10 protein-coding genes are annotated in these 11310 nt (G+C 65.8%); 4 read left to right on the top strand and 6 right to left on the bottom strand.

Annotation, left to right across the window (positions count from 1 at the left end):
- Positions 1-2 precede the first annotated feature (2 nt).
- Positions 3-896 carry a prephenate dehydratase gene (locus G5C33_RS00650; protein WP_165325446.1) on the bottom strand — a complete coding sequence of 298 codons (894 nt, stop codon included), beginning with the start codon at positions 894-896 and terminating at the stop codon, positions 3-5.
- A gap of 106 nt (positions 897-1002) precedes the next feature.
- Here G5C33_RS00650 and G5C33_RS00645 point away from each other — a divergent pair, with 106 nt between their 5' ends.
- Positions 1003-1668 (top strand): c-type cytochrome, encoded by a 666-nt coding sequence (locus G5C33_RS00645; protein WP_165325445.1) that lies wholly within the window; start codon positions 1003-1005, stop codon positions 1666-1668.
- Between the two features lie 81 nt (positions 1669-1749).
- On the opposite strand, the gene G5C33_RS00640 is transcribed toward G5C33_RS00645, so the two are convergent.
- Positions 1750-2634 (bottom strand): LOG family protein, encoded by an 885-nt coding sequence (locus tag G5C33_RS00640; RefSeq protein WP_165325444.1) that lies wholly within the window; start codon positions 2632-2634, stop codon positions 1750-1752.
- Between the two features lie 48 nt (positions 2635-2682).
- A complete protein-coding gene (locus tag G5C33_RS00635) occupies positions 2683-3369 on the bottom strand; it encodes an extensin family protein (RefSeq protein WP_165325443.1) in 687 nt (228 codons plus the stop codon).
- 163 nt (positions 3370-3532) lie between these two features.
- On the opposite strand from G5C33_RS00635, the gene G5C33_RS00630 reads away from it, so the two are divergent.
- The 3 genes from G5C33_RS00630 to G5C33_RS00620 all read left to right on the top strand — a co-directional run bounded on the left by G5C33_RS00630 (position 3533) and on the right by G5C33_RS00620 (position 7641).
- The gene (locus G5C33_RS00630) at positions 3533-4690 is read left to right on the top strand and encodes a phosphoserine transaminase (RefSeq protein ID WP_165325442.1); all 1158 of its coding nucleotides are present in this window, start codon (positions 3533-3535) and stop codon (positions 4688-4690) included.
- Between the two features lie 150 nt (positions 4691-4840).
- Positions 4841-6418, top strand: a complete 1578-nt coding sequence (gene serA / locus G5C33_RS00625; RefSeq protein WP_165325441.1) for a phosphoglycerate dehydrogenase — start codon at positions 4841-4843, stop codon at positions 6416-6418.
- 125 nt (positions 6419-6543) lie between these two features.
- Entirely contained in the window at positions 6544-7641 is a 1098-nt protein-coding gene (locus G5C33_RS00620) for an ATP phosphoribosyltransferase regulatory subunit (RefSeq protein ID WP_165325440.1), read from the top strand.
- A 20-nt stretch (positions 7642-7661) separates the two neighbouring features.
- Here G5C33_RS00620 and G5C33_RS00615 read toward each other — a convergent pair whose 3' ends face one another.
- From G5C33_RS00615 to G5C33_RS00605, 3 genes are read right to left on the bottom strand one after another with little or no spacing between them, the layout of a single operon-like run.
- Positions 7662-8174 carry a GNAT family N-acetyltransferase gene (locus G5C33_RS00615; protein WP_165325439.1) on the bottom strand — a complete coding sequence of 171 codons (513 nt, stop codon included), beginning with the start codon at positions 8172-8174 and terminating at the stop codon, positions 7662-7664.
- Entirely contained in the window at positions 8138-8779 is a 642-nt protein-coding gene (locus tag G5C33_RS00610) for a hypothetical protein (protein WP_165325438.1), read from the bottom strand. Before G5C33_RS00610 ends, G5C33_RS00615 begins: the two co-directional genes overlap by 37 nt.
- A gap of 49 nt (positions 8780-8828) precedes the next feature.
- A complete protein-coding gene (locus G5C33_RS00605; RefSeq protein WP_165328625.1) occupies positions 8829-11216 on the bottom strand; it encodes a ligase-associated DNA damage response DEXH box helicase in 2388 nt (795 codons plus the stop codon).
- Between the last annotated feature and the right edge of the window lie 94 nt (positions 11217-11310).

Below are 11310 nucleotides of genomic sequence, written 5' to 3'. Positions count from 1 at the left end.
CGTTAGCCCGGCCGGGCGCGCGCCTGCGGATAGGTGCCGAGCAGACGCACCCATTTGGTGTGGAAGCCGAGTTCCTCGAGCGCGCGATCGACCGCCGGATCGCCGGGTCGGCCGACGATATCGGCATAGAATTCCGAAGCCGCGAAACTGCCCCCGCGCTGATAGCTTTCGAGCTTGGTCATGTTGACGCCGTTGGTCGCGAAACCGCCCAGCGCCTTGTAGAGCGCGGCGGGGATGTTGCGCACTTCGAATATGAAGGTCGTCATGAACGGTCCGTCGCCGGCTACCGGCGCCGCCTCGCGTGCCAGCGCGACGAAACGCGTCATGTTATGTTCCGCATCGGCGATATCGTCGGCGAGCAGATTGAGCCCGTAAATACCCGCGGCCCCTGCCGGGGCGAGCGCTCCGATCGCCGGATCGGCAAGTTCGGCGACCGCCGCGGCGGCGCCTGCCGTGTCGGGATAGGCAACGGGGTGGATGCCGCGCGCCTTCAGCCAGTGGCGGCACTGGCCGAGCGCCTGAACGTGACTCATCGCCTCGCGGATATCGGCGACCTTGCCGGTGCCGAGCAGGGCGTGACGGATCGGTCGAAAATGCTCGCCGGTAATGACAAGTCCCGATTCGGGAAGGAGAAAATGGATATCGGCAACGCGTCCGTGGAGGGAATTCTCGATCGGAATCAGCGCGCAGTCGGCGCGCCCGTCGCGCACGGAATCGATCGCGTCCTCGAAACTGAAACAGGGGAGCGGCAGGCAATCGGGAAAGGCTTCGAGCGCGGCGAGATGCGAGTTGGCGCCCGGCGCGCCCTGAAAGGCGACGGCGCGATGCGGCGCATTTGCCGCGGCTTCGATCATTCTGGCGACGATGGGACGCGCCGGCGCTGCGAAATTTTCCATGGGGCGGTGCGATTGCCTCTGTTTTTGCTCGCCTGCAACCCCGCCTTGCGATGCAGGCAAGGGCGCTCTAAAGGAACAGCACTTTTTTCTAGGGGCACCGGACAAAATGCAGGACCGCACGAATACGATCGCAGGATGGGCTCTGGCTGGCGCGGTGGCCGCGCTTGGTCTTTCGATCGTGAGCGGTGGGATTTTCGTTGAAACCCATCCCGAAAAGGAAGGCTATCCCGTCGAGGCAGTCGAAGGCGAAGGCGGCGGCGAAGATGCCATTGCGCCGATCGCCACGCGACTGGCCGAAGCCGATGTCGCGGCGGGCGAAGCGATCTACAAGGGCAAGTGCACTGCCTGCCACACCGACACCCAGGGCGGCGCCAACGGGCTCGGCCCCAATCTGTGGGGTGTGGTCGGTGCCGCGCACGGCCATCGCTCGGACTTCGCCTATTCGGATGCCGTTGCCTCGATCGAAGGCCCCTGGTCGTTCGACGCGCTCGACGAATGGCTCGAATCGCCGCGCCGCTATGCGCCGGGCACCAAGATGACCTTTGCGGGCCTGTCGGATCCGCAGGATCGCGCCAATGTGATCGCCTATCTCAACGCGCAGGGTTCGAACCTGCCTTTCCCGCCGCCGCCCGCGCCGGCCGAGGAGGAAACCGAGGCCGCTGAAGGCGAAGCGGTCGAAGGCGACGCGCCTGCCGGCGAGGAAGCCGCCGCGGAGGAAGCCGAGGGCGCCGAAGCGACGGCCAACGAAGCCGCTCCGGCCGAAGCCGAGTAAGCCCGTCTCCCAATGCGAAAAGGCCGCCGCCCGGCATCGGGCCGCGGCCTTTTTGTTGTCGGGCGTGGATCGCGCCGTTGCTCAGGGCAGTTCGGGTTCGCCGCGCTTGCGCCAGAAATTGCGGACGATCTCCCAGCCCTCTTCGGCGGTCTCGCAGAAATGGAACAGGTGCAGGTCGCGCGGCGAAATCACGCCTTCCTCGCACAGCGCCTCGAAATTGACGACGCGGTTCCAGAATTCCTTGCCGTAGAAGATCACCGGGATCGGTTCGATCTTGCCCGTCTGGATCAGCGTCAGCAGCTCGAACGATTCGTCGAAGGTGCCGAAGCCGCCCGGAAACACCGCGACGGCGCGCGCGCGCAGCAGGAAGTGCATCTTGCGCAGTGCGAAATAGTGGAACTGAAAGCTGAGATGCGGGGTGACATAGGGATTGGGCGCCTGTTCGTGCGGCAGCACGATATTGAGCCCCACCGTGTCGCAGCCGACATCGACTGCGCCGCGATTCGCCGCTTCCATGATCGAGGGGCCGCCGCCCGAGCAGACGACGAAATGCCGCTTGCCGTTCACATCGCGCGGAAAGCCGCTGGCAAGCCGCGCCAGCTCGCGCGCGACGTCGTAATATTTGGATTTTTCCACCAGGCGCTCGGCCACGCGCCGCGATTCGGGCGTGTCGGCCAGTTCGAGCAGCGACTCGGCCTTGGACGGTTCGGGGATGCGCGCCGAGCCATACATGACGAACAGCGAATCGATCCCCGCTTCGTCGAGCAGAAGCGTCGGCTTGAGCAATTCGAGCTGGAAGCGGACCGGGCGCAGGTCCTCGCGCAGCAGGAAATCGAGATCCTGAAAGGCGAGCCGATAGGAGGGATCTTCGGTCTGCGGCGTGCCGCCGCCCGCGTGGCGCGCGGACTGAGCATCTTCTTCGGCGCGCCGGAATACGCGGGACGGGACGCGAGTATCATCGTTCATTCGCGCGACCGTTAGCCGATTATGCGCGCCGCGCAACCACGACTCGGCTCAGCGGCAGAACGGCCCTTCGCCCATATCGAGATGGAAGTGGTTGTGATGCGCCGCATTATATTCCGGGCCGAGTACGGTGCGGAAGCGGCGGCAGGCCGAACGGTGAATGATCGCCATGAACTGGCGCACCGCCGGATCGGAGGAATCCCATCCCTCTAGCACCGTGATCCGGCGCCCGTCGGCGAGCACGAAGGCTGAAATGTCGACGGCGTTGGCCAGCGCGTGCTCGGAAAGGCGGCGCGAGGCCGAGGCCCCGGCACCGACGATGCCGCGACAGGCATAGGTGCCCATACTTTCGACCTTGACCAGCGGGCTGCCCAGTATCTCGCGCGCTGCCGGAGAAACGCCGTGGCGCACCCATGCCGCGAATTTTTCCGCGAGCGGGCAGCGCATCGAATTGATCCCGCTGACCGGAACGCCGATGTCGAGCAGCTGTACGGCATTGGTAACCAGGCACCCGCCGCCGTAATCCCGGTCCGGCAGCGGCGTGTAGCGCACATGGTCGCGGGCGAGTTCGGCCCTGCACTGCCGTGCCTCGGGGGTTTCGCGATCGGGCAATGTGATCGGCCCGCTGGCACGCGGACGAATCGGCTGATTGCTCGAGACGCGATCAGCCCCGCCGCCGAACAGACATCCGGCGAGCAGGAGCGGCAATAGCGCGGCGAGGATGCGGGGGGTCATCATCGTGTTCCCACTATCGCATATCGTGATTACTGCATGGTTAAGCAGGTCGGCTTTTGGGACAGCGCGACACGCAGCGCGTTGACATCGGCCGCGCGATCGTTAGGGCGGTCGACGGGCCACGCGGTCCCAACGCCGCGCGTGCTCTCTGCAAGGAGAGACTGACATGACTGATTCTACTGTTGCCGACGCCACCGGTGCGTCCGCGAAACCCGCCGTCAAACCGGCGCGTCCCTATTTTTCCTCCGGTCCCTGCGCCAAGCCTCCCGGCTGGTCGCCTGAGAAACTCGCCACCGAGTCGCTCGGCCGCTCGCACCGGTCCAAACTCGGCAAAAGCCGCCTCGCCTATTGCATCGACTTGATGCGCGAGATGCTGGGCCTGCCCGACACGCACCATATCGGCATCGTTCCCGGCTCCGATACCGGCGCCTTCGAAATGGCGATGTGGACGATGCTCGGCGCGCGCGACGTGACGACGCTTGCCTGGGAAAGCTTCGGTGAAGGTTGGGTCACCGATGCCGTCAAGCAGCTCAAGCTCGAACCGACGGTGCTGCGCGCCGATTACGGCCAGCTTCCCGATCTCGACAGCGTCGACTGGTCGAGCGACGTGCTGTTCACCTGGAACGGGACGACCAGCGGCGTGCGCGTTCCCGATGGCGAATGGATCGCCGACGATCGCGAAGGCCTGGCCTTCGCCGACGCGACCAGCGCGGTGTTCGCCTATGACATTCCGTGGGACAAGATCGATGTCGCCACTTTCTCGTGGCAGAAGGTGCTGGGCGGCGAGGGCGGTCATGGCGTCCTGATCCTCGGCCCGCGTGCGGTCGAGCGGCTGGAAAGCCACACGCCCGCATGGCCGCTGCCCAAGGTGTTCCGCCTGACCAAAAGCGGCAAGCTCAACGACGGCATCTTCTCCGGCGCGACGATCAACACGCCCTCGATGCTGGCGGTCGAAGACGCGATCTTCGCGCTCGAATGGGGCAAGTCGGTCGGCGGCCTGCCCGGCATGATCGCACGATCGAACGCCAATGCGCATGCGCTCGACAAGATCGTGGCGGAGCGCGACTGGCTCGGTCATCTCGCCGCTGACAGTGGCATCCGGTCGAAGACCAGCGTCTGCCTCACCGTCGAGGGCGCCGATACCGATTTGATCAAGAAGATGGCGTCGCTGCTCGAAAAGGAAGGCGCGGCGCTCGACGTCGCCGGCTATCGCGACGCGCCGCCGGGACTGCGCATCTGGTGCGGCGCGACAGTCGACACCGCTGATATCGAAGCGCTCGGCCCCTGGCTCGACTGGGCCTACGCCGCCGCCAAGGCCGGCTGAATTCCGTCGCCCCTGCGAAGGCAGGGGCCCATGTCTTCACATTGCATCGCCGGCCGCTGACACAATTCCCACAGCCTTTGTGTCAGCCGGCCATGCGCATCGAACAGCGATAGGCCCCTGCCTGCGCAGGGGCGACGAAAGGTTCCCGAAATGCCCAAGGTTCTGATTTCCGACAAAATGTCCCCCAAGGCCGCCGAGATTTTCCGTGCGCGCGGCATCGAAGTGGACGAAATCACCGGCAAGACGCCCGAAGAGCTCAAAGCCATCATCGGCGACTATGACGGCCTCGCCATCCGCAGTTCGACCAAGGTCACCAAGGAGATTCTCGAGGCGGCGACCAATTTGAAGGTCATCGGCCGCGCCGGGATCGGCGTCGACAATGTCGATATCCCCGCCGCCAGCGCCAAGGGCGTCGTGGTGATGAACACGCCGTTCGGCAATTCGATCACGACCGCCGAACATGCCATCGCGATGATGTTCGCGCTCGCCCGCCAGATTCCCGAAGCCGACGCCTCGACTCAGGCGGGCAAATGGGAAAAGAGCAAGTTCATGGGCGTCGAAGTGACCGGCAAGACGCTCGGCCTGATCGGCGCGGGCAATATCGGTTCGATCGTCGCCAGCCGCGCGCTTGGGCTCAAGATGAAGGTGGTCGCCTATGATCCCTTCCTCACCCCCGAGCGCGCGATCGAAATGGGCGTCGAGAAAGTCGATCTCGACACGCTGCTCGCACGCGCCGATTTCATCACGCTGCACACGCCGCTGACCGATCAGACGCGCAACATCCTGTCGGCGGAGAATCTCGCCAAGACCAGGAAGGGCGTGCGCATCATCAATTGCGCGCGCGGCGGGCTGGTTGACGAAGACGCGCTCAAGCAAGGGCTCGACAGCGGCCATATCGCGGGCGCCGCGCTCGACGTGTTCAAGACCGAGCCGGCCAAGGAAAGCCCGCTGTTCGGCACGCCCAACTTCATTTCGACGCCGCATCTCGGCGCATCGACCAGCGAGGCGCAGGTGAACGTCGCGATTCAGGTCGCCGAGCAGCTTTCCGACTATCTGCTCTCGGGCGGCGTCACCAATGCGCTTAACATGCCGAGCCTTTCGGCCGAGGAAGCGCCGCGGCTGAAACCCTATATGGCGCTTGCCGAGAAGCTGGGTTCGCTGGTCGGCCAGCTCGCGCACGGGGCGCTCGATTCAATCGCGATCGAAGTCGAAGGCGCCGCCGCCGAACTGAACCAGAAGCCGATCACCGGCGCGGTGCTCGCGGGGCTGATGAAACGCTATTCCGACACGGTGAACATGGTCAACGCGCCGTTCCTCGCCAAGGAGCGCGGGCTCGACGTGCGCGAAGTGCGGCACGAGCGTGAAGGCGATTATCATACGTTGGTACGCGTGACGGTCAGCACAGATGCCGGCGAACGCTCGGTCGCTGGCACATTGTTCGGTGATGCCAAGCCGCGGCTGGTCGAACTGTTCGGGATCAAGGTCGAGGCCGATCTGGCCGGCGACATGCTGTATATCGTCAACGAGGACGCGCCGGGCTTCATCGGCCGCCTCGGCACGACACTCGGCGAAGCGGGGATTAATATCGGCACGTTCCATCTCGGTCGCCGCGAGTCGGGTGGGGAGGCGATCCTGCTGCTTTCGGTCGACCATGAAGTGACGAGCGACCTGATCGCCCGAATCCGTACGCTGCCGGGCGTGCGGACGGCGATGGGTCTGGGGTTCTAACGGTTCGCCAAAAATAAGCCGTTTGCACTGAGCTTGTCGAAGTGCCGTCCTTATTCTAGCGCGTTCGCAAGAGAAAGACGGGGCTTCGACAGGCTCAGCCCCAACGGAGTTTTAGTGCACAGGCCATGACCGGACTGCTCCCCGAAGGGTTTCACGATCGCCTGCCGCCGACGGCCGATGCCGCGTCGCGGCTGGAGGCCGAGGTGCTGCGCGTCGCGCGCGGCTATGGCTATGAACAGGTCGATCCGCCGCTTGCCGAATTCGCCGATTCGCTTGCCGGACGGCTCAAGGCCGGGCGAATGGAGCAGGCCGTCCGCTTCGTTGATCCGGTGTCGCAGCGCACGCTGGCGATCCGGCCGGACATCACTGCGCAGGTCGGGCGGATCGCGGCGACGCGGATGGGCCATCATCCGCGCCCGGTGCGGCTTTCCTATGCCGGGGCGGTGCTCAAGCTGCGCGCGAGCGAACTGCGCCCCGAACGCGCGATGCGTCAGATCGGCGCCGAGCTTGTTGGGCTCGACAGCGTCGCCGCCGCGCGTGAAGTGGCGGCCGTTGCGGTTGAAGCCTTGCAGGCGGCGGGTATCGAGAAGCTGGCGATCGACTTCACGCTGCCCGATCTGCTGTCGGTGCTCGCAGGCGATACGCTGTCGCCCGACGCGCTCACGCAGCTTGCCGAGCGGCTCGACGCCAAGGATGCGGGCGGTGTCGCCGCGATCGATTCGCGCTTCCTTTCGCTGATAGAAGCCGCCGGACCGTTCGATACGGCGATGGCCCGGCTGCGCGAATTCGACAGCGAGGGGTTGCTCGCCAGCCGCCTCGACGGACTTGCCGAAATCGCCGCGAGCGTGCACCCGCATGCCGCGCTGACGCTCGATCCCACCGAACGCCACGGCTTCGAATATCAGAGCTGGCTCGGCTTCTCGCTGTTCGCCGGCGGCGTGCGCAACGAAATCGGGCGCGGCGGCAGTTACATGGTGCTGCGCGAGGACGGCGGTGAGGAACCCGCGGTCGGCTTTTCCCTCTATGTCGATCCGGTGCTCGATGCGGGGCTGGGCGTCATCAAACGCGAACGGCTGTTCCTGCCCTATGGCACCGACGCGAAAACGGCGCGGGCGCTGCGCGCGCAGGGGTGGGTAACCGTCGCGGCGCTCACCGAAGACGACACGCCCGAACGGCAGCTCTGCACCCATGTACTCGGCGATCTGGGGCCGGAAGCCGTCTGACATTGTCCGGGCGCCGCGGCCTAGAGTCGCTTGACGAACACCTTGGACACGGTCTCGAAGCCCTCCCGCTCGAAAAAGCGATGCGCGCCTTCGTTGCCGAGGCCGCTTTCGAGGAACAGCCAGTCGACGTCGCGCGCACGTGCACGGTTCTCGACCTCCTCCAGCATCCGCGCCCCGATTCCGCTGGATCGCATCGCGGGATCGACTGCCATGTCCTCAAGCACCGCAAAGCGGCGGCGGCGCGTTTCCTCCCAGGCAAGAACCGCGATGCCGCGAATGTCGCCGTCTTGGTCGCGCGCGACCAGCAGGTCGCGCTCCGCGCCCAGTTCGGCGAAGTCGGCGGCATAGCGCGCCGCGAGATCGGGTTCCCAATGCCGCGCGTCGATCGCCAGCCCGGTCTGTATCTCGCCGTGGCTGATATATGCTGGATCGCGCGCGATCACGTCGCCGGCAAAGGCGGCTGCGGCGCGCGTAGTGCTCTCGCTCTTGTCCCAGCTCAGGCGAATTGCGTGTGCGATTTCAGCGTCTCCCATCGAACCGGCGTGTCGAGCCGGTCCAGCCAGCCGCGAATCACGCGGCAATCCATAATTTCCGCGACCGCGGCATAGAATGCTTCCTCGCGCCGCTCCTGATCCAATGGCGAGGCGAAGATCGCGCAGCCGACATCGAAAATGGCGCGGACATCGTCGGTATAATTGGTTCGGATCTCGGCGGGCCACATTTCGCGGAAATACCAGTCGTCCTGGATCTCGTAGAACCAGGCGACCCAGCTGGCGAAGACTTCGGGCGCGATGATCAGCTGGCGGCGGAAGCGCGCGCATACTTCGAACAGGTTGAGCGACTGGAAATAGAGGTTGAGCGTGGTTTCACACGCGCGCCGGAATTCGGCGCCTTTCGGAAGACTTGCGGGCCGCTCGGGCTTGCGCAGCGGATCCATCAGCTCGGCATTGGTGGCGGCATATTGGAAGGCGACGCCGGACTGGACCTCCAGATCGAGATAGGCGGCCGATTTCTCCACGCGCTGCTCGCGTGCTTCGGTGAAAAAATAGGTGGTGAGCGAGACGATCAGGCTGACCAGCGACAGCCCCAGCGCCACCGCCGCCAGCAAATTCTCGGTGATCTGGCTTGCCCAATCCATCGGCATTCCCCCGTTTTCGCCGGGGGGGGTGATGGCGCGCGCCGAGGCGCTAGTCCAGTCGCATCGCTTCGGCGGCGAGCGTCGCGGCCTCCGCCAGCATCGCGTCCTCGGTCGCGGCCTGGGTGACATTCTCGCGTCCGATCATGATCAGCACCGGCACCGCAAGCGGGCTGACGCGGGGCAGATCGACATGCAGCATGGTATCCTGCGCGCGATCGAGCAGGTCGCCGAGCCGCCCGACATCGGTCATCCGCGCGCGCGCATCCGCCCAGGCGGCGCGCAGCAGCAAGTGATCGGGTTCGTATTTGCGCAGCACGTCGTAGATCAGATCGGTCGAAAAGGTGACCTGGCGCCCGGTCTTGCGCTTGCCGGGATGCTGGCGCTCGACCAGCCCGCCGATCACCGCGACATCGCGAAAGGCGCGCTTCAACAGCGCCGATCCCTGCACCCAGTCGACGAATTCATGTTCGAGAATATCGGGCGAGAGCAGCGCCGCCGGATCGGTGACCGGCTCGAGCCCGTAACAGGCGAGCGCATAGTCATTGGCGACGAAGCCGATGGGCTTGAGCCCCAACGCCTCCATCCGCCGCGTCACCAGCATGCCGAGCGACTGATGCGCGTTCCAGCCTTCGAAACTGTAGAGGACGAGGTGATGCTGCCCCTCGTGCGGGAAGGTCTCGACGAGCAACTGTCCTGGCTTGGGAAGCGCCGAGCGCAATCGCTGCACTTCGAGCCATTCGCGCACATCGTCGGGAAAGCGCGCCCATTGGCCCGGATCGGCGAGGAAGCCGCGCACGCGATCGGCAAGGTTGGTCGTCATTGCGAGCCGCAGACCCATATAGCTCGGCACCCGCGCGGGGCGGCTGGTGGCGCGGACGACGAGATCGGTATCCTTCACCCCTTCGACTTCGAGCGCGACGCCGGCGAAGAAGAAGGTATCGCCGGGCGACAGCGAAGCGGCGAACATTTCCTCGACCTTGCCGAGCTTGCGGCCGTTGCGGAACCGCACGTCGAGCATCGGCGCCTCGACGATGATCCCGGCGTTCAGGCGATGCTGCGCGGCGAATTTGGGGCGGCTGAGGCGCCACAGCCCGTCCTGTCCCTTGGTCAACCGCTTGAACCGGTCATAGGCGCGCAGCGCATAGCCGCCATCGGCGATGAAGCCGAGCACGCGGTCGAACGCTTCGTCGGTGAGCGCCGAATAGGGCAGGGCCGAACGGACTTCGTGCAGCATCGCACCGGCTTCGAACGGCGCCGCGCAGGCGCAGGCCATGACATGCTGCGCGAGCACATCGAGCCCGCCGGGGCGGAAATCGCCGCGGTCGAGCTCGCCGTCTTCCACGGCGTCGAGCGCGGCGCGCGCTTCGAGATATTCGAAGCGGTTGCCGGGAACGAGCACCGCTTCGCTCGGTTCGTCGAGCCGGTGATTGGCGCGACCGATCCGCTGGAGCAGGCGTGAGCTTCCCTTGGGCGCGCCCATCTGGATGACGCAATCAACGTCGCCCCAGTCGACACCGAGATCGAGACTGGCAGTGGCGACCAGCGCGCGCAGTCGCCCGTCGGCCATCGCCGCCTCGGCCTTGCGCCGCGCCTCAAGGCTCAGGCTGCCGTGATGGACGCCGATCGGCAGGCTCATGCGATTGACCTTCCACAGATCCTGAAAGATCAGCTCGGCAAGCCCGCGCGTGTTGCAGAAGACGATCGTGGTGCGGTGCGTCTCGATCTCCGCCATCACCTGTCCGGCGGCATAGCGGCCCGAATGGCCGCTCCACGGCACGCGGCCTTCGGGCAGCAGGATCGCGATATCGGGATCGGCGCCCTTCTCGCCCTGGACCAGCGCGACGGTGTCGATATCGCCATGCGGTGCGAGCCAGGCGCGATAGCCGTCGGGATCGGCGACGGTTGCCGAGAGGCCGACGCGGCGAAAGCCGGGTGCGATGGCTTGCAGCCGCGCGAGCGCCAGCGCCAGCAGGTCGCCGCGCTTGCCGGTGGCGAAGGCGTGGATTTCGTCGATGACGACCGTCTTCAGGTCGGCGAACAGCCGGAAACTGTCCTCATAGGAAAGCATCAGGCTGAGGCTCTCGGGCGTCGTCAGCAATATTTCGGGCGGCCGCGCGCGCTGGCGGGTGCGGCGATCGTGCGACGTGTCGCCGGTGCGCGTCTCGACTCGGATCGGCAGCTCCATTTCGCCGATCGGCGTCAGCAGATTGCGCTGCACGTCGGTGGCGAGTGCCTTGAGCGGCGAGATATAGAGCGTGTGCAGCCGATCGGTCGGAGCCTCGGTCAGTTCGACCAGGCTGGGAAGGAACCCGGCGAGTGTCTTGCCCGCGCCGGTGGGCGCGACCAGCAGCGCATGGCGCCCGGCGCGCGCCGCGGCGAGCATGTCGCGCTGATGGCGGCGCGGCGCCCAGCCCCGGCTCGCGAACCAGCGCGCGATCGCTTCGGGTAGTGCCGCGTCGGGACTGTCGTTCAAATCGCGCACCACTTCCTTTCGGTGCCTGAGGTAAGGCGCCTCCCGGCACGTTGCAAAG

It is taken from the genome of Sphingosinithalassobacter tenebrarum (assembly GCF_011057975.1).
Lineage (GTDB): Bacteria > Pseudomonadota > Alphaproteobacteria > Sphingomonadales > Sphingomonadaceae > Sphingomonas > Sphingomonas tenebrarum.
The sequence above is the reverse complement of the archived record's forward strand: the minus strand, read 5'-3'. Positions and strand labels throughout refer to the sequence as shown.